The sequence below is a fragment of the [Mycobacterium] stephanolepidis genome (assembly GCF_002356335.1).
GTDB classification, from domain to species: domain Bacteria; phylum Actinomycetota; class Actinomycetes; order Mycobacteriales; family Mycobacteriaceae; genus Mycobacterium; species Mycobacterium stephanolepidis.
In genome coordinates this window covers 1689139-1708001 of the sequence record NZ_AP018165.1, presented here as the reverse complement: position 1 = coordinate 1708001, position 18863 = coordinate 1689139, and the positions used below count along the sequence as shown (strand labels likewise).

Here is an 18863-nt window from a genome sequence, read left to right as displayed (position 1 = left end):
ACCAATCATCAACGCGCAAACCGGAACTGCCAGGCTCCAACTTCTTTCTTCCGTGACTGGCTAACGGTGAGGCAAACAGCCCGATGGGAGTGCCTATGAAACACGGCGTAGCGGGATTTCAATCCGGTTGTCGGTGCGTCAAGTGTTTCACCGACGAGACGCAGCGGGCGCAAGACATAGCCGAAGCCCAGTTTCGTTACTGGGAGCCGATCAACGAGGCCGCCGACGAAAGCTGGACCAGCCGCTGGCGCCTGCGAACACCTCAACGTTCAAACGTCCGCTCGTGGGCCGCCGAGGAGATCGCGCTAGCCCGTGACCGGTCCGTACCGGCCCGTAAAGTGGCTGCGCGCTTGGGACGCACCCTAAGCGCCGTCAACGCCATGCGGTACCGTCCGGCGGACCACCAGGGTGCCGACCCGGCTGATCCGGTCGACCCCACCGAGGACTCCACCGAAGAAGTACACGAGGCCCGCGATAAAGACTTCCTGATCATCGAGATACCTCCGACGGCAGTTGCTCCGCACGACGAACGGCAACGTCTGTAGCCTCCCAGATTCGAGGCACATGATCCTAAATACATTGTTCTACAACTAGATATCCATACTCGTCGCCATCGGTGTCGACAATCACGATGTCCGCAATGAGCTGGTGCGTTGCGGCTTACGGCGAGGATCTCCCATGCGCGGATTCGCACTCCCATTGACAACAGAACGCTGGATTGAGGCCGAGATCTATTGCTGGGGAAAGTACCTGAGAGTGTCCTTGACGAGGTTGTCGTTCCGCCGCAGCCCACCGAGGCCGTCCGTCGAGCACTGATCGGATCAGCTACGCGCGAGTCTTCTTATCCAGCAAGATAATTCTTAATTGAGCACGCTGTACATATTAGGAAATACTCAGAATAATCCTGGGTTTGCCACAGCTATCGCCACGATGCGATTGATACCGTTCGGATTAACTTCCACTACAGCGGTCGCTACGTGAATTCAGCGCAAAACCGTCAGAATTCTTGCCCACAAGACGATTAAGGGTGTCCATGTCGATATACGGCTCTCGGGCTAGTTGGCGCTATCGGTTGATATCGACACTGGTGGTGGTGTCAGTCTCGATGGTCGGGTTTCCCGGTGTGGGATGGGGCGCACCGCCGGATCCACCCGCTCCCGCGCCCGCGCCCGCGCCGGTGATGTCCATGCCCGAGCCTGCCGCCGCGCCTGCCCCGGCGGTATCTATGCCCGCGCCCGAACCTGCCTCCGCGCCAGCACCTAGCGTGTCCACGCCGGGAGGATCCGCGCCTGCGGCAACAGCTCCGGCTCCGGCAAGTCTCGAACCCTCCGCGACCGTCCCCGGGCCCACAAATCCCGTGACGCCAAATGTTGAATCCTCCACTCCGACACCGTCAGTCTCGACGGGAGGGACCGACACCCCACCGATCGCCACGGCGATACCAAGTCAATCGATGTCGCCATCTGCACCTTCATCACCAACACACGCACCGGGAGCCACCACGCCGCCGACCACGGCCGTCACCGACCGGCCAGAAGCCTCGACATCGGCAGCACCGACCACCTCAGGCACATCGCCCAAGCCGGCCCCGTCTGCCGGCAATGAGCCCGGGCGCAAGGAAACCACCAAACCCGCGCACGACGATTCAGATCTCTACGCGCGCCATCAGTGGCGCTACCCCTGGCGCTGGTGGCGAGACTTGGCCTGGGGCAGTACATATCCCTATGACTGGTCGAACAGCGGCTACTGGAATTACTGGTATCCCACGTGGACCAACACCTGCCCGTATCGGTGCCCAACCAACGACAACGGCCCGTACCCGCCCGATGTTCAGAACTACCTCGACGCCCATCCCGATCTAGCGGCCGAGTTCGCACGCGTTCACGAGTTCCCGTGGGAGCTCCGTCGCGGCGAGATCCAGCCCTTCCTCAATGAACATCCCCACTACCAAGCCTGGTTCAACGATCGCCAACCTTGGATTTAGTCGGCCTCCGCCGCACCCGGGTCAACCGGCTTGTGGGTCTGCTGCACGGATAGGTGACAGTCTTTAGGCGGCCTGATTGGCCGGTGTGGTCATGATGGTCTCGTATTCGATGGGGGTCAACTTGCCGAGGGCGGGTTGGCGTCGGCGGCGGTGGTAGGTGCGTTCGATCCAGGTCACGATCGCTGTCCGTAGTTCGTCGCGGGTGTTCCATCGGCGCCGATTCAGGACGTTCTTTTGCAGCAGGGAAAAGAAGGACTCCATCGCGGCGTTATCACCGGCGGCGCCAATCCGGCCCATGGAGCCAATCATGTTGTGCCGGTTGAGGGTATGCACGAATTTTCGGGACCGAAATTGGCTGCCCCGGTCGCTGTGGACGATGCACCCACTCACATCGCCACGGCGGGCCACCGCATTGTTGAGCGCGGTCACCGCTAGGGCAGCTTTCATGCGGTTACTGATGGAATAGCCGACGATGCGGTTGGAGAACACGTCCTTGATCGCGCACAGATAGAGCTTGCCTTCGCTGGTCCGGTGTTCGGTGATATCGGTCAACCACAACATGTTTGGGGTGGTTGCGGTGAAATTGCGGCATACCAGATCGTTGTGAACAGGTGGGCCTGGTTTCTTGCCGACACGGCTGCGTTTCTTGCCGAATGCCGACCACCAGCGGTTCTCGCGGCAGCGTTTCCACACCGTCCGGTCAGACACAGCGATTCCCGCGGCCCGGACTTCATCAGCGAGGAATCGGTAGCCGAACTCGGGGTCATCACGGTGGGCGTCATAGACCGCGTTCGTCACTGACGCTTGCACCCACTCAGTTCCAGTGACCGGGCCAGCACACCAGCGATAAAATGGCTGACGAGCGATTTTGAGGACCCGGCACGTCACCGTGACGGGAACACCGTCGGCGGCCAGCTCACGAACGAGCGGGTACATCATTTTGGGGACTGACCCAGCTTGAGGTTGGCCTGCGACAAATAGGCCGCCGCCCGCCGCAACACCTCATTTTCCTGCTCCAGCAACCGGACTCGCTTGGGTCTGCTGCACGGATAGGTGACAGTCTTTAGGCGGCCTGATTGGCCGGTGTGGTCATGATGGTCTCGTATTCGATGGGGGTCAACTTGCCGAGGGCGGGTTGGCGTCGGCGGCGGTGGTAGGTGCGTTCGATCCAGGTCACGATCGCTGTCCGTAGTTCGTCGCGGGTGTTCCATCGGCGCCGATTCAGGACGTTCTTTTGCAGCAGGGAAAAGAAGGACTCCATCGCGGCGTTATCACCGGCGGCGCCAATCCGGCCCATGGAGCCAATCATGTTGTGCCGGTTGAGGGTATGCACGAATTTTCGGGACCGAAATTGGCTGCCCCGGTCGCTGTGGACGATGCACCCACTCACATCGCCACGGCGGGCCACCGCATTGTTGAGCGCGGTCACCGCTAGGGCAGCTTTCATGCGGTTACTGATGGAATAGCCGACGATGCGGTTGGAGAACACGTCCTTGATCGCGCACAGATAGAGCTTGCCTTCGCTGGTCCGGTGTTCGGTGATATCGGTCAACCACAACATGTTTGGGGTGGTTGCGGTGAAATTGCGGCATACCAGATCGTTGTGAACAGGTGGGCCTGGTTTCTTGCCGACACGGCTGCGTTTCTTGCCGAATGCCGACCACCAGCGGTTCTCGCGGCAGCGTTTCCACACCGTCCGGTCAGACACAGCGATTCCCGCGGCCCGGACTTCATCAGCGAGGAATCGGTAGCCGAACTCGGGGTCATCACGGTGGGCGTCATAGACCGCGTTCGTCACTGACGCTTGCACCCACTCAGTTCCAGTGACCGGGCCAGCACACCAGCGATAAAATGGCTGACGAGCGATTTTGAGGACCCGGCACGTCACCGTGACGGGAACACCGTCGGCGGCCAGCTCACGAACGAGCGGGTACATCATTTTGGGGACTGACCCAGCTTGAGGTTGGCCTGCGACAAATAGGCCGCCGCCCGCCGCAACACCTCATTTTCCTGCTCCAGCAACCGGACTCGCTTCTTGAGTTCGCGGTTCTCGGCGGACTCAGTGGCGGTCACACCAGGGCGAACCCCCTCATCGACATCGGATTGGCGTATCCATTTCGACAGCGTCATCGGGTGAATACCGAAATCAGCAGCGACCTGCTCCAACGTCACACCAGCATCGCGATCACGGGCAATTCGCACCACATCGGCACGGAACTCTGCAGGAAACGGCTTCGGCACAGCGACATCCTTCCAGGCCCACCCCACAGGGCAAGCCATCTCAGTTGTCACCTATCCGTGCACCAGACCCGTCATCTGCCAGCCTCTCGTAGGTAGCCCCAGTCTATGAGCGTCTGAACGGACGGGATTTCATCTCTCGGTGCGAGGATGCGGTATTGCGTTCCCTGGACCGGCTGATGAAACCAAGCCACCGCTTCATCGCCGACCCAACGGGTTACTCCGGAAGCCCTGGTAAAAGTCGTCCTCTTCGAAGACCGTAGGTGTGGGTTGCTGATCACCTGTCCGGCTGGACGATCCTGCTCGGGAGGTTCGCGCAGATTTCGCGGAGGATGGTGCGTTGAGTTTGGCTGCAGCAGCGATGGCTGGCTCAACATTCCCGGTCCGCAGGGCGTGCAAGACGGCGGGATGCAGGTCAGATGTATCAGCCAATGTCACGCCGCCCTTTCGTAGATCTCGGCCACTGATGACACAGCTTATGCGCTGCCTGCGTCGGGCCAGCCCGGATCTGGCGGCAGGGTGACGGGCGGATCGTTACGTACATACGGGTTCGGCAGGTTGTTCGGGGTGCCAGGTGCTGGCTTATCGCATCCTGTCAGGAACTCGTGCTGGGTAGCGCCGTCCATACCTTTGCGTACACCCGATTCGGTCAGCACCCAGGTCCCGAAGACGTTGTCCGAAGGCCGATTCGCCGGGCCTTTTTGGTGTGCGAGAGGCGGGTGCTGCTGCTCAGGTCGCAGGGTGGGGTCGGGTCCAAAGACGAAGGAATCTCCACTAGCTAGGTACCTATTCGGTCCACCGCTTGTGTACATTCCGCTGTCTGTCTGAGATGCGACTTGTGAGCCGTATCGGCAGACGTCTGCGATGAAGTGGTCGCCTTCTCGCTGGAAGTTCACGACTTCGAAGTATTGGGTGCCGACTATGCGGTGAGTGATGTTCACGCCGCCGAACGCACCTTCGCGAGAGTTGTTGAATGCGTGTTCGAATCCTGGATAGGCGCGGTCTCTGATGGCGTCGATACTTACTTTCCGCGAGGCCCAGATCTGATCCCATGACTCTGTGGCAGCTCTGATAAAGGTGCCTTCGGGGGACATGAGGTCAACTGATGGATTCGAAATCCAGCGGGTGGTTACTTGATAGAAGTCTTCTTTTTTGGGTAACTCCTGCGGCTTGCCAGTCGTGCAACCCGCGAGGACGAGTACGGCAGCCATGAGGGTGGTGATTAGCTTCATGTCTACCGGGATACCGCCCAACTGTCGTTGTTACCCAACCCCACCTTTGTCGCGATGTCAGTATCGACGCCCTTCGCCCTGGTGTCGAAGTAGTTACTAATGTTTTTCGCGGCTTCTTTCGCTTGATCAGGGCCCAGTCCACTCAAGTCGATTCGATTGCCCTTGACGTAGTCCTTGATGAGGTCGTCGCGGGCGATGGATGGGTTCGCGTCGAGCATGCCATTGAGGATGGAGGCCCGTAAAGCGGTGCTGCTGGTGCCTGCGGTGGCCAGTTGTTGGGCGAATTCGCTTGGCGGAGTTCCGCTATGAACTTTGTTGAAGATATCGATGGCGTCGAAGGCGTCTCCTGCGCCGGGGATCTTTTTGAAAATTGCTTTGAAGAGTTCGGCGTCGCCGCTGATGCCGGGTTTGATGGAGTCCAGCGCTCCATCGGTCATGGCGTTGGTGAGGCGCCCGGCGACTTCGGCTTGCATACCGTGCAGGCCAGGATGAGCGGTGTTTTCGATGAGGTGCTGATACTGCTGGTAGGCGGCATCGTTGATGACACCTGCCGATTCAGCGTTCTTATCGAACACGGAGAACAGACTTTGTAGCTGCCCTCCGTTCTTGAATGCCTCGATACCGGGGTGGGTGAGCCCGGAATCGGTAGGCGCTTGAGCAAGGTCGGCAAGATAGGGAGATACGCCTTCGGCCATGGCCTTGGCAAGACCAGGATTGATTTCGGCGAACGACTTTGGGCCACTGGCAAATAGCTTTTCTGTGCCAGGCATGGCGTTGAGTTCGGGTTTGGTGTCGGCCAAGTAGTGGGCGACCTTGCTCGCGGTGTCGGTGGCCAGCGGGTTGTTGCCCTCTTGCATCCAACGGAAGGCATCGCCGACCTTGCCTGAATCAGCACCCCACTGCTCGTGGGTGACTGTGCGCAGGAAGCTGTCACCGTCCTTGCCTGTCACCATGTCGTGCACAGCAAGGTGATCCTTGCCGGTGTTCTGATACACATCGGCAAGAGCACTCGTGAGCGGGCCGCGTGCGTCGGTTTTCAGGCCGTGCACGATGCCTTCGTTGTGTTTGACATCGACGGCGGCGTACTGGTTTGCCGCCTCCAGCATTGATTTGGTCGCTTCACTGCCGGTGATCGTGGCACCGGGTTTGAAGATGTCGTTGATGTCCTGCAGCGCGCCCACCCCGTTGAGGTGGGTGGTGACAAACCCTCGCGACGGCTCCTGGGTCACCCGATCGGTACGAGACAGTTCCTTAGCGATCTCGGAAGGCAGATTGACCTTGGAGCCAGACACCGGCACGAAAGTGCCGCGCGTTTCATCAGTTGCCCCCTGCGCATACCCCTTGAGCTGATCGGCGCCGAACACCTCGACGTTCGGATTGGACACAATCTTGAGACCCTGCGCAAACGCCGCCCGCGTCTCAGGTGGGAGCATCTGCTCCAGCATCTTGATCTCTTCGGGACTTTTCCCGTTGAGCGACTGCGACATCTGATACAGATACGCCATCTGCCCGGCTGGGATCTGCACCTTCTCCCCGCGCGCCAACTTATCGAGTTCAGCCTGCGATAACGTGCCCGCGGCGACCATTCGCGCCAACGCTGCCGCGTTCTGCTCCGGCGACATGAACGTGTTGGGGAACGCATTGCCGAAGTCGTCTTTGCCTTCTTCACCCGTCAAACCCGCAGACAGTGGAGCGGCCGCACCGAGATCGCCCCTGGCATTGTTGATCGCTGATGCGGTGTCCTGGTCGGCCTTTCCGAGTGCATCCGCGCGCTGCTGGAGACTCACCGTGTCGGTCTTGGCCTCGTTGCCGCGCTGGGCCTGCAGCTGATTCATCCGATCCGTGGCCGCCTTCTCCGGAGAGCCCATCGCGATCATGGCCGCCTTGCCAGCGCGGTAGTCGAACATGTCGGTGACCGCCCAATCTTCGGACACCGCAAACGAATCGGATTCCAAGCCCTGGCCGGTCTTCTTCAAATCGTCGATCATCGGCGCCATCGCCGCAGCACCATCCCGGTAGGCGTCAGCTAGCGCGTTGTATCCCTGCACAACTCGCTTATCCTGAGCTAGTTCGTGATCGGCACGACCGACCGCCGCATCCTTGCCCAGGCCCTCCCACTCCAGATCAACGATCGCACCATGCACCTTGCCCGCCGCGTCCAGAACCTGCGTCCCCACCGTGCGCGTCGGCTCAGCCAGATCGCCCAGCGCGGTCGCGTTCGCGCTATACACCACGCTCTTACCTGGTCTGCTCACACCAAATCCCTCCCGCCACAGCCACTTTTACTTAGCTGTGTTCAAATCACCCAACGATGTCAACCCGTCACCCACCATCTGGGTCAACGACACCGCAGTCTTACCGTCCTGATGCTCATAACTATCGGCAGAGCGCCGCAACAGCACCCCCATCTGCTCATAGCGGCCCGCCACAACCGTCAGAGAGGTCTTCAGCGCATCGCTCGCCGCGGGCAAGGCCCCCGCCGTGGCGAAGCCCTTCAAACCCGACGCCGCACCACTGGAATCCGGTGCCTTGAGCTTGGACACGTCAGCGCCGACACCATCAACCTTGCCCGCACCCTGACGCACATTGGCCGGATCAACCTTCACAACCAACCCCCAACAATTCTCACTCGAACTTCACGTCCCAGCCAAGGGCCTTGTAGCGACGTATCTCTCTTTCGCGCTTGGCCTTTTCGGCTTTCTCCTGCTCGGACCAGTCACCGATAACCCCCGGTGAAGCTGCCGGCATATCGCCTAAGAACTCGTCGGTGTTGTCGTAATTGATCAGAATCTGCGGTGTCGCCTTCTCACCGTCGCCTTCACCCTTGCTACCTCGGCCATGCGCGCCAGGGCTGCCCATCATCCCCATCGGGCCACCACCGCGTACACCGGCGGCACCCACCGCCGCAGGGTTGACGCCGGACCCATTGCCGCCGGCGGCACCGCCCGGCAGACCGGCACCACCACGAAGCGCACTCAACCCGCCAGGTCCGCCAGCACCCGAACCGGGCCCGCTGACGCCTGTGCCGGTGCCCGTTGACGATGGAGAGAATCCTGCCGCGGTCGTACTACCGATCGGCAGACCGGAACCGCCTGAGCCAGAACCTAATCCAGAACCTGCACCACCGGAACCCGAGCCAGCACCCGATCCAGATCCCTGACCACCACCAGAACCGCTGCCCTGGCCACCACCCTGACCTTGCCCCTGTCCAGCTCCAGCCTGTTGACCATCACCACCGGCCAGCTGCGGCTTGGTGTCCTTGTTGGCCAACCCGTCGGTCGAGGGCGGGGTCTGGGTGCCGCCACCGGAACCGCCCCCGCTATTGCTTCCCCCGCCATTGCCAGCGCCATTTCCCTGCGGAATCTGACCCAACTGCTGCTGACTGGCGCCGTCGGTGATCTCGGGCCGGTTAGCTGCGCTGAGTGGGTCTGTATACATGCGCTGAGCTTCGGCCCGAATCGCTTCCAGCTCTTCCTTTTTTCGGTTCGTGGGAGCACCCGGTCCCGGTTCGGGGTAGTTCTGCGCCACACGCGAAGCTGCAATCAACGTCTCGCCATCCTGCAGCGCGGCTTGGCTGATCTTGCCCGCCTCCGCCGCGAGGCCAGTCTGAGGGTCAGCGGACTCCTTGTAGAAGCTATCCACGGTGTCGTACGCAGTACGTGCAGCGTCGCCGTCCCAGATTGTGTTGTCTAGGAGCTTCTGGCGTGCACCCATTGCGATATCGATTGAATCAGCCACTGCCGTGCTGGTGTTGTCCCACCGCTTCGACTCATCATGCGCCGCATCCGATTTCAACTCGCCCAGCAGCCCTACAATCTCCCCGTGCGAGCGGCCTTGCCAATTGTCATTAGCCATATCCCGATCCCCTCTGTTACTTCGGAAGCTTCGTCGCGACGAATGTGGCCACCTCAATAGCTTTGGCGCACGGGTCCGGAAGACCCTTACGTCCTGTCTTCTCGTTGTAGATACCAGCCAGAATGTGGACTGTGGCTTGCTGCGACGGCAACGCTACGTAGCATCCTGAAGCGCCGGTAACGCGGTCCTGATACACCACAGCGTCAAGACCACCGATCGTCTGCCTGTGTGCAATCGGGTATTGAGGATTGTTCAGATAGTCACTGATTGGGTTATTGATGACTGTCTGGGCAAGCTGCCATCCATCAGCAGACCAGGAGCAGCCCCTGATCTCCAGCCCCTGACGGCCAGTGTCCTCCACCTTCTCCGGGTCGACGCCCCAGGAGCGGATCTCCGCAGCGGTGTAAGCAACGCATGGGTCGAAACTGGTCCCGTTGTTGCCTTCGTTTGCAGGCGGATGAGGAGCGGTCAACGTGTAAGGGATGGAGGCCGAAGATGTCGGCGACGACGCAGCGCCTGAGGCCGAGGCAGACGTGGTGGCTTCCGAGGCCGGCGAGCCTGCGGTGGTGGTTGAACAAGCTGACAAAGCGACGGCAGCAACCAGGACGGACGCGAGAATTCGAGTTTCCATCAGTACGAGATCGCCGTCCCGCCGTAGCCCGCCTCGAACATCTTGGCGATCTCCTCGTCGGACTTCTTGAAATACAACTCGGTCGCAATGAAATGATCCGCGAACCCCTGGTACTGGTCGCGCAGCTTCCCCAACCCCGATTTAGCCCTCTCCGCGCGCGCGTCGTACTGAGCTTTGACCTCGTCACCGGTTGGCAGCTTCCCAAATGTCAGTCCGGAACGCCCCTGCCCCAACGCCCTAAGCTCAGCGTCAATGATGTCGCGGGCCTTGAGCATGGGCGCTGCGAGCTCCGCTCCCGCCCCGTCTTTCATGTGCAAAGTCTTCTTGGCGGCGCCAGCAGCCTTATCTCGGTCCTGCTGATTCATGTCGCGCAGCTGGAACGTGTAACCACTCACTCTGCTTCACCTCGCGTCTTGTCGTCACAACTGGCATTCATCTAGATACGACGACACTAGGTCCAATCCGGTTCCAACTATTTTCGCTGTGGACCCTGAGCTGACGACAACCTCCGGTTTTCAATTTGCCAGATAGCTACACTTGCCTAGTGGAACTCAGGTTGGAGATTGCTCCATTATGGCTGCGCTGGCCCATCTACTCATCACTGATCTTCGTTGTGTTGCTGACGCTGACCTGGGATGGCAGGAGTTCCGACCTTGGGCTGACAGCGTGTGCGGCAATCTCGGCCGCGGTTGGGTCTGTGTCCGCCCTAATCGGCAGAGACAGCCGCGTCGCCGCGCGCGAAGCCTTAAAAGGCCTTTCACCACGACAACGTTCACAAGCCATCCACGCCACTCGCGCCGGTGCGGTGCCCAATGAGTCAGTGGTACTGCACGCAGCTGCGCGACTCGCTCAACCCAATCTCGGCAAGAAGGGCGACCCGTTCGGACTCCTGTTCGTGGGCCTTATTGCCGCCATGAACTTCATCGATCTCAATCGGGTCAGCATCTTCGGCTACCTGTGCCTCGCCGCCGTGGTCACCCACCAGGCAATCAACCCCGACCGACTCGACGCACGAGCCCAACTGCTGGAACAAGCTGCCAAACAGGCGGAGCTCGACCCCGCCGGATGACGGTTACCCCGCCGAGAAGACTGGCAACACAATGGATTCGGATATCACTCGGGGCCTAACCCAGAGAGCTCATTGCGTATTGCCGCGCGATGAGCCAACGGTGGCCCGATATTGTCGATGAGCAGCCGTGGTTCATCGAACGGTTCCCATTCACGCGCTTCCACCTCGACCCATGTCGGTTCACCCTGCCCCGGCCAATCTCCCTGCCGCTCTTCGACACGACGGCGATGCTCGCCGGGATCAGAGCAAGTCACCTCAACCCACCGAAGATCAGCTGCGGTGCGCCCTGCCAGTTCATTCCACATCTCACGAGCGACCCGTAGGTTGTTGCACGCATCAACGACAACCGGGCGCCCACCACGCAACTGATCTTCTGCCACCCACTGTGCGGCAACGTATCCCACCGGGTTTCCTTCACAAGAAGACAGAGTCGAGTTGATCGCCGCTTCGATGGTGTCCACCCGCAAGAAGGTGGCACTCAGATCGTCGGCCAGCCCGCGCGCCAACGTTGTCTTTCCGCTACCCGGAAGCCCCGCGAACACCACCAGCAGCGGCCGCAACTTCGCACTGTCCATCACTACTCAACACTTCCAATAGGTTCCACGCGAATCGACACTGACATCGACGGTAACCGCATGCCGAGCCGATCGGCTCCCGATAATCGAGCTGTGAAACGGCTGTGAGCGGCCTCGATTACGAGTACATTCCTCTCACCACAAGCAAGATCACGGGGAGGTCGGGGGCAACGAAGCTCACGGTCAATGCACTCATCAGCGGGTTCATCGGCGGAATGGTCGTCGCTGCGTCAGCAGCTTGGTCGGCTGGTGCGGCGGGCCCAACACAGATGGACCCGCCGTGCGGCAGCTGCAAAGAAGCCCACGCCGATGGCGCCTACAACATCAAGAAAGGCGACCCCGGCTACCGGCCAAAGCTGGACCGGGATAACGATGGGGTCGCCTGTGAGGGCTGAGAGATACCCGTTGACAATTTGAGAGCCATCGCGATGGCATTGGCGGCCGCCCGGGCGCTGAATCAGCCACGACGCGCAGGTACGGCGCATGTCATGGATCCGCACCCTTGACCGCCACCTGGCAACGCACTGAGACGGACGATGTCCGGTCAGTTGCGTGTGCTGGCGTGGAGTCGCATGGAGTGTCAGATGCGGTGCGACGAAAGGGCATTGGCTACACCATCGAACCAGAAATACCTCTTGACCTGCTCCCCCGCTTGGACTCGAACCAAGAACCGTCCGATTAACAGTCGGAAGCTCTGCCAATTGAGCTACAGGGGACTACCGGATCGCGTCAGTTTGTACCGCGAACCGAGGCATGACTTTAGCCTACGGGTAGGGGTGAAAGCCAAACCGTATGCCCGCCGCATCGCTCGCCTACGAGCGACAAAGACGGTGAACATCGCGGTTGTCGCATAGAAGCGCGCAGATGTGACCTGCCTGACGCAGCCGTTCACAGCTGCGTCAGGCAGGATAGGGAGAACTTCGTTAGTTGGTGGAGGGTTCGTGATTCGGGTTTTGTTGGTGCTGGCCGCTGGCTACGTGCTGGGTGCGAAGGCTGGCCGTCGCCGATACGAGCAGATCGTCAACGGGTATCAGGCCGTCACCGGCAGCCCCGCGACCAAGAAGCTGATCGAGATCAGCCGTCGGCGCCTGGCCAACTCGCTGTCCCCTGATCCCCACATGGTGGAGCTCACGCCGATCGACGAGACGACCATGATCTTGGAGCCCGAGCCTCAGCTCGACAATAAGTAGGAGTCTCGCCCCTACACCGAGAGGTCGTCGCCGCTGACCTGCTCCAGCAGGCTGCGTCGATACGCCTCCAGCGCCACCAGGTCGCCGAATAGCGCGTGGTACTCGTCGGCGTGCTCCACCGGCGACATCCGCTGCAGCTTCGACTTGACCTCGGCCACCTGCCGCCCGACCCACACCTCTTGCAACTTGGCCAGCACCGACCCGATGTATCGCGGCAGCCGCTCGTCGCTGTCCACCTGGATGGCCTCGGCGGTCAACGCGTTGATCAGCACCACCTGGTTCTGCGACGACGCGCTCTGGCGCACCTTGTCGATCCATTCCGCGCCGACAATCCCCGCCGCAGCGCCACCGGCCGCCTCGATCGCGATGCGCACCGCCACATATCCGGGGTGGGTGAAGCTGTCGGCGGTCAGCGAGTCGAACACCGGTCCGGCGAAGGCCGGAAACTGCAGCGCCGCCTTGAGCGCCTCGCGCTGCGGCCACAGCGTGGGGTCCTTGGCGTCGGGCATGGCGACCTTGGGCGCCGCCGCAGGTTCAGCACCGCGCACGCGGCGGTCGGGTGACACCGATCCGCCCTTCGCCGCCTTACCGGCCTCCTCACGCACCCGCGCGAGGACCTGGGCCACGTCGTCCCATCCCACCCAGCCGGCCAGCTGCCGGGCGTACTCGTCACGCAGCGTCGGGTCCTTGATCCTGGCCACCATCGGCACACACCGACGCAGCGCATCCACACGCCCCTCGGCGATCTCCAGATCAGACTCCGCCAACGCCGACCGGATCGCGAACGCGAACAGCGGGGTGCGGCGCGCCACCAGATCCCGCAACGCCCCCTCCCCCGACTTGAGCCGCAGATCGCAGGGGTCCATGCCGTCAGGAGCCACCGCAACGAACGACTGGCCGGCCAGGTTCTGCTCTCCCTCAAAGGCTTTCAGCGCAGCCGCCTGTCCGGCGGCGTCCCCGTCGAAAACGTAGATGAGCTCGCCACGGAAGTACGAGTCGTCCATCATCAAACGCCGCAGCATCGAAAGGTGCTCATCACCGAAAGCGGTGCCACACGACGCCACCGCCGTGGTCACCCCGGCCAGGTGCATCGCCATCACATCGGTGTAGCCCTCGACGACAACGGCCTGGTGCCCCTTGGCGATATCCCGCCTGGCCATGTCGAGCCCGAAGAGCACCGAAGACTTCTTGTACAGCATCGTTTCGGGGGTATTGACGTACTTGCCGGGCATGGTGTCGTCGTCGAAGATCTTGCGCGCCCCGAAGCCGATCACCTCGCCGCTGCTGGCGCGGATCGGCCACAACAGCCGCCGGTGGAACCGGTCGATCGGGCCGCGGCGCCCCTCCTTGGACAGGCCTGCGGCTTCGAGCTCCTTGAATTCGAATCCCTTGCGCAACAAATGCTTTGTCAGGGTGTCCCACCCGGACGGGGCGTATCCGCAGCCGTACTGTTTGGCCGCCGCGCCATCGAAATTGCGCTCGGTCAGGTACTGGCGCGCCGGTGCGGCCTCGGGTGAATCCAGCGCGGTGGCGTAGAACTCCTGCGCGGCCGCGTTGGCGGCGACGAGCCGCGCCCGGGTCCCCCGGTCGCGTTGCGCAGCAGTGCCGCCACCCTCGTAGTTGATGGTGTAGCTGATGCGATCGGCCAGCCGCTCGACGGCCTCCACGAAGCTGATGTGCTCGATCTTCTGGATGAAGGTGTAGGCGTCGCCGCCCTCACCGCAGCCAAAGCAGTGGAACTGGCCGTGATTGGGCCGCACATGAAAGGACGGCGACTTCTCGTCGTGGAAGGGGCACAGCCCCTTGAGCGAGTCGGCACCCGCGCGCTTGAGCTGAACGTAGTCGCCGACGATGTCCTCGATCCGGGTGCGCTCACGGATCGCCGCGATATCGCGATCAGGGATGCGTCCGGCCACCGAGCCAGCTTAGCCAACCTCGCCGTCAGGCCCAGCTGGCTTGCACACCCTGACTATCGCGGTCCACCCGCTCGAGCCGGCTTTCGGTGTACGAGGCGATCTGATCCACCACCACCCGGGTACGCGCCGCGTCGTCGGCGGCGGCCTCGAATGCGGGCAGGAACACCGGATCCAGCGTGGCCGGAGCCCCCAATGCCAGCCACTGGGCCACCCGATGAATGCGTTCACGCTGCCGGGCCTGTACCGCGATATGCCGCGGATCGGACATGATGAATTGCAGCGCAAGCATTTTCAGCACGGCAACCTCGGCGGCGACCACGTCCGGCACGGTCAGCTGGGCCTCGAACCGCACCAAAGGCCCATCACCGGCCACCTTGCGGGTGGCCCCGATCGCGGCCGAGGCGAACCTGCCCACCAATTCGCTGGTCAACCGCTTGAGGGCCGCCGAGGCAGTCAGGGTGCCGTCGTACGGGCCGATCGCGGCGACCACCGGCAGCGTGGCCAGCCGCGCGGCGGCCTCCTCCAGTGCGCCCTGCTCCAGGCCGCCGAACGACTTCACGCCCAGCTCCGCCAGCACCTGGGCCTCCCCCCGCGAGGCCAGCACCCGAAGGTCGATACGCCCGGAGATCACTCCGTCCTCGACATCGTGCACCGAATAGGCGACGTCATCGGACCAGTCCATGATCTGTGCTTCCAGGCAGCGCCGGCGCGGCGGCGCCCCGGCACGCACCCAGTCCAGCGCCGCGCCATCCTCGACGTAGGCGCCGAACTTTCCGCCGCCCGGCGGACGCAGCCACGGATACTTCGTCGCCGCATCCAGCGAGGCACGCGTGAGGTTCAACCCGGCGCTGTTGCCGTCGGCATCAACAACTTTGGGCTCAAGCCGGGTGAGAATGCGCAGATTCTGGGCGTTGCCCTCGAACCCACCACGGTCGACGGCCACCTCATCTAGCGCACGTTCACCGTTATGCCCGTACGGCGGATGGCCGATGTCATGCGCCAGCCCGGCCAGGTCCACCAGATCCGGGTCCGCCCCCAGGCCGGTGGCGATACCCCGGCCGATCTGCGCCACCTCCACCGAGTGGGTCAGCCGCGTGCGCGGCGTGTCACCCTCACGCGGACCCACCACCTGCGTCTTATCGGCCAGGCGCCGGAACGCGGCGCTGTGCAGAACCCGCGCCCGGTCCCGCGCGAAGTCGGTCCGGTACTCCGAGGACGGGATGTCGACGATGGCCGCCGTCTTGGGTGTTTCGGTGACGACGCGTTCACGGTCGGAATCGGTATAGGCGTCCTTGTAGGCATCCTGTGTACGCATCGTGGGCACCAGTCTGCCAGGACGGGTCCACGCGCCGCGCGAGGCATTAGATTGGCGACCATGCGTCTGCTGCGTGCCCTCGGGAGCCTGCTGGGAGTCATGATCGCGATGCTCACGGTGTTTGCCCCCACCCTGTTGCCGGCACCGGTGGCCAGTGCCGACCCGCCCTTCCGGATACCCGCCTACGTCACCGATCGGGCCGGGGCACTCAAGAACCCGACGAAGGTGCGCAACGCGATCGATCAGCTCTACGACGCACAGCACGTACGGCTGTGGGTGGTGTACGTCAAGGATTTCGACGGCGCCGACCCGGTGACATGGGCCAACAAAACCCTCAAGGCAAGCGGACTGGGAGATCGCGACGCATTGCTCGCCGTGGCAACCGAAGAACGCAGTTACGCGTTCCAGGTCGCATCCGAGATCAAGAACGTCAGCGATTCCGAGATCGAAGAGCTGCGCACCAACACGATCGAACCGGCGCTACGCGCATCGAATTGGGATGGCGCCGCCATCAACACCGCCAAGGGCCTGGAATCGGCCGCCGCATCGTCAACCTCCATACCCTGGAAGCCGATCCTGGCAGCGCTGGTCTTCGGAGCCGTCGTGGTCGGCGCCTTCATGCTGTACTCCTGGTTCCGCACCCGATCCCGTCGGCGCGCAGAGATCGAGGCCGCTAAGGGCATCGACCCGACCAACGCAGAAGCTCTAGCCGCGCAATCGGTGGACGCACTCGATGGCCTGTCGAAATCGATTGTGGTGAACGTCGACAACGCCGTGCGCACCAGCGAGGCCGAACTCACGCTGGCAGTCGAGGAATTCGGAACCGAACAGACCGCGCCCTTCCAGCAAGCCGTCGATTCCGCGAAAAAAGCTCTTGCTCAGGCATTCTCCGTGCGCAAGCAGCTCGACGACTCCGTCCCGGAAACGCCCACGGAGCAGCGCCGCCTGCTGATCGATGTCATCACCACCGCGGCACGTGCCGACCGCACCCTCGATGATCAGTCCAATGCCTTTGACGCGCTGCGGAACCTGGTGATCAACGCCCCCACGAAGTTGGACACGCTGACCCAGCAAGTGGTCGCCACCACCGCTCGGGTACCCGAATCACAGCGGGTTCTCGAGCAACTGCGCACCCAGTTCGATGCCGCGGCCCTGGCGTCGATCGTCGACAACATCACCGAGGCCACCGAGCGCACCACGTTCGCCGACTCCCGGATCACCCACGGCCGGGAACTCGCCGCCCGCCCCCTGGAGGGCCAGCAGATGAATCTCGTCGACGCCGTGCGCGGAGCCGAATCGGCGCTGAACCAGGCCGCCGCGCTTTTGGACGCGGTGGACAACGCCGCCAACAACATCCGGCGCGCCATCGACGCACTGCCCGCGGCGATTGCGGACACGAAGTCGGGTATCGCCCAGGCCGAGGAACTTCAGCGGCAGGGTTCGGTGCCCCGTGCCGACGAGCTGACGAAGGCCCACGACAGGGCTGACGCGGCCGTGGCCGACGCCGAGAGAGTCGGGCCCACCGATCCGCTGACCGCCTTCACCCACCTGGCCACGGCCGATGCCGAGCTCGACAAGCTGCTGGCCGCGGTGCGGGAAGAAAAGGACGCCGCCGAACGCCGTGCCCGCGCGCTCAATCAAGCGATCGCCACCGCCCGCCAGAAAGTGAATGGGGTCACCCAGTACATCGGACTGCACCGAGGCGCCGTCGGCTCTGTCGCACGCGGATACATCGCGGAAGCCGAACGCAGCATCGCGACGGCCGAGTCCGCACGCCAGTCAGATCCCTCGAACGCCATTCTGTGGGCCAATCGGGCCACCGAGCTGGCGACGCGTGCCGAAGGCAGCGCGATCCAAGAGGTGCGGGCGGCCCAGTCCTACTACAGCAACGGGTACGGCAACTACCGCGGATACAGCGTGGCGGGCGATGTGGCCGGCAACGTCGCGGGTGCCGTGATCGGCGGCATCCTGCGCGGCATGCTCAGCGGCGGATCAAGCCACCACAGCTCCTGGTCCGGGTCGGGCTCGTCGTCGTATGGCGGCTCGTCTCGATCCTCGGGGTCGAGCTTCCGGGGCGGCGGCGGCCGCTTCTAGCGCGCCGTCCCCGCTCGAAATTTCACCCAACACTTGACGGCACGCCGCTGTCGATGTGCAATATATTGCATGCCGGTACCTCCCTCGGAAGGCGTGATGGCGCGCTCGCTACTCCGCGACGATGCCTATAAGGCCCTGCGCACGGCCATAGTGGACGGAACGCTGGCCCCCGGTGAGCGGCTGCGCGATGACGAGCTCAGCCGCTGGCTGGGCGTGAGCCGAACCCCGATCCGTGAGGCACTCGCCCGGCTGGAACACGCCGGTCTGGTCCAGACCCAACCGGGACGGCACACCATCGTCAGTCCCATCGACATCCGGGAGGCGCGTGCCGCACAGTCCGTTGCCGCGGCGATGCACGAGCTCGCGGTGCGCGAGGCCATCACCAACATCTCCGCCGGTGACCTGGCCGCGATGCGGCACGCCAACACACGATTTGCCGCCGCCCTCGATGCGCACGATCCCGATGCCGCATTGGCCGCCGACGACGAATTCCATGCCGTCGCAATAGATGCCAGTGCGAACCCGTACATCGCCGCCGTGCTGGAGCAGGTGACCCCCGTGCTGCGCCGCCTGGAACGCATCAGGTTCGCCAGCCGCGACGGGCGTCATTCCGTGGCCTTGCACGAGCAGATCATCGCGCGCTGCGAAGCCGGTGACAGTGAGGGCGCCGGACGCGCGGCCCGCGACAACTGGCACACCCTGATCCCGGCGCCGGAGGCCGCCGACTCCGAGGAACGCGGCGCGGGCTGAAGACCGCTCCCCCA

At 62.8% G+C, this 18863-nt stretch carries 18 protein-coding genes, 1 tRNA gene and 1 pseudogene; 7 read left to right on the top strand and 13 right to left on the bottom strand.

All coding sequences use genetic code 11. From position 1 onward, the window contains the following. Positions 1-95: 95 nt before the first annotated feature. Positions 96-545: a hypothetical protein gene (locus MSTE_RS08515; RefSeq protein WP_096500437.1), complete on the top strand. Its 450-nt coding sequence runs from the start codon at positions 96-98 to the stop codon at positions 543-545. Between the two features lie 520 nt (positions 546-1065). On the opposite strand, the gene MSTE_RS25105 is transcribed toward MSTE_RS08515, so the two are convergent. Continuing rightward, complete coding sequence (locus tag MSTE_RS25105) at positions 1066-1383, bottom strand: hypothetical protein (RefSeq protein WP_162291327.1); 318 nt, start codon at positions 1381-1383, stop codon at positions 1066-1068. A gap of 70 nt (positions 1384-1453) precedes the next feature. Here MSTE_RS25105 and MSTE_RS08505 point away from each other — a divergent pair, with 70 nt between their 5' ends. Further along, positions 1454-1984 (top strand): hemophore-related protein, encoded by a 531-nt coding sequence (locus MSTE_RS08505; protein WP_096500435.1) that lies wholly within the window; start codon positions 1454-1456, stop codon positions 1982-1984. 63 nt (positions 1985-2047) lie between these two features. Here MSTE_RS08505 and MSTE_RS08500 read toward each other — a convergent pair. From MSTE_RS08500 to MSTE_RS08465, 8 genes and pseudogenes are all read right to left on the bottom strand, one after another. Continuing rightward, positions 2048-3018: pseudogene (locus tag MSTE_RS08500) on the bottom strand (IS3 family transposase); the annotation flags it as partial. Between the two features lie 29 nt (positions 3019-3047). After that, positions 3048-4225 (bottom strand): IS3 family transposase gene (locus MSTE_RS08495; protein ID WP_408645809.1). Its coding sequence is split into 2 segments (ribosomal slippage): positions 3048-3956 and positions 3959-4225, totalling 1176 coding nucleotides; the frame shifts between segments, so codons are not numbered across the junction. Positions 4226-4698: 473 nt separating this feature from the next. Then, positions 4699-5454 carry a hypothetical protein gene (locus MSTE_RS08490; RefSeq protein ID WP_096500433.1) on the bottom strand — a complete coding sequence of 252 codons (756 nt, stop codon included), beginning with the start codon at positions 5452-5454 and terminating at the stop codon, positions 4699-4701. Between the two features lie 2 nt (positions 5455-5456). Then, positions 5457-7709 carry a TPR repeat region-containing protein gene (locus MSTE_RS08485; protein WP_231897026.1) on the bottom strand — a complete coding sequence of 751 codons (2253 nt, stop codon included), beginning with the start codon at positions 7707-7709 and terminating at the stop codon, positions 5457-5459. 27 nt (positions 7710-7736) lie between these two features. Next, the gene (locus tag MSTE_RS08480) at positions 7737-8060 is read right to left on the bottom strand and encodes a type VII secretion target (protein WP_096500429.1); all 324 of its coding nucleotides are present in this window, start codon (positions 8058-8060) and stop codon (positions 7737-7739) included. A gap of 19 nt (positions 8061-8079) precedes the next feature. Then, complete coding sequence (locus MSTE_RS08475; protein ID WP_096500427.1) at positions 8080-9309, bottom strand: hypothetical protein; 1230 nt, start codon at positions 9307-9309, stop codon at positions 8080-8082. Positions 9310-9325: 16 nt separating this feature from the next. Next, positions 9326-9940, bottom strand: a complete 615-nt coding sequence (locus MSTE_RS08470; RefSeq protein WP_096500425.1) for a DUF3558 domain-containing protein — start codon at positions 9938-9940, stop codon at positions 9326-9328. Continuing rightward, positions 9940-10335: a hypothetical protein gene (locus MSTE_RS08465; protein WP_078342767.1), complete on the bottom strand. Its 396-nt coding sequence runs from the start codon at positions 10333-10335 to the stop codon at positions 9940-9942. The genes MSTE_RS08470 and MSTE_RS08465 overlap by 1 nt, the downstream gene beginning before the upstream one ends. Before the next feature lie 149 nt (positions 10336-10484). Here MSTE_RS08465 and MSTE_RS08460 point away from each other — a divergent pair, with 149 nt between their 5' ends. Further along, on the top strand, positions 10485-11009 hold the full coding sequence (locus MSTE_RS08460; RefSeq protein WP_096500423.1) for a hypothetical protein: 525 nt from the start codon (positions 10485-10487) through the stop codon (positions 11007-11009). A 44-nt stretch (positions 11010-11053) separates the two neighbouring features. On the opposite strand, the gene MSTE_RS08455 is transcribed toward MSTE_RS08460, so the two are convergent. Beyond that, positions 11054-11584: an AAA family ATPase gene (locus MSTE_RS08455; RefSeq protein ID WP_096500422.1), complete on the bottom strand. Its 531-nt coding sequence runs from the start codon at positions 11582-11584 to the stop codon at positions 11054-11056. A gap of 215 nt (positions 11585-11799) precedes the next feature. Between MSTE_RS08455 and MSTE_RS08450 the strand changes: the two genes are divergently transcribed. Next, positions 11800-11979, top strand: coding sequence for an excalibur calcium-binding domain-containing protein (locus MSTE_RS08450; RefSeq protein ID WP_096505623.1), 180 nt, complete (start codon positions 11800-11802; stop codon positions 11977-11979). Between the two features lie 248 nt (positions 11980-12227). Here MSTE_RS08450 and MSTE_RS08445 read toward each other — a convergent pair. Then, positions 12228-12300 (bottom strand) — tRNA-Asn (locus MSTE_RS08445). A gap of 225 nt (positions 12301-12525) precedes the next feature. On the opposite strand from MSTE_RS08445, the gene MSTE_RS08440 reads away from it, so the two are divergent. Next, complete coding sequence (locus MSTE_RS08440) at positions 12526-12774, top strand: hypothetical protein (protein ID WP_030095233.1); 249 nt, start codon at positions 12526-12528, stop codon at positions 12772-12774. Positions 12775-12785: 11 nt separating this feature from the next. On the opposite strand, the gene dnaG is transcribed toward MSTE_RS08440, so the two are convergent. Together dnaG and MSTE_RS08430 are read right to left on the bottom strand one after the other, a co-directional pair. Further along, complete coding sequence (gene dnaG / locus MSTE_RS08435; RefSeq protein ID WP_096500420.1) at positions 12786-14690, bottom strand: DNA primase; 1905 nt, start codon at positions 14688-14690, stop codon at positions 12786-12788. Between the two features lie 25 nt (positions 14691-14715). After that, entirely contained in the window at positions 14716-16005 is a 1290-nt protein-coding gene (locus MSTE_RS08430) for a deoxyguanosinetriphosphate triphosphohydrolase (protein WP_096500418.1), read from the bottom strand. A gap of 60 nt (positions 16006-16065) precedes the next feature. Between MSTE_RS08430 and MSTE_RS08425 the strand changes: the two genes are divergently transcribed. Beyond that, the gene (locus MSTE_RS08425) at positions 16066-18099 is read left to right on the top strand and encodes a TPM domain-containing protein (protein ID WP_096500416.1); all 2034 of its coding nucleotides are present in this window, start codon (positions 16066-16068) and stop codon (positions 18097-18099) included. Between the two features lie 69 nt (positions 18100-18168). Continuing rightward, a complete protein-coding gene (locus tag MSTE_RS08420) occupies positions 18169-18849 on the top strand; it encodes a GntR family transcriptional regulator (protein WP_096500414.1) in 681 nt (226 codons plus the stop codon). Positions 18850-18863: the final 14 nt, after the last annotated feature.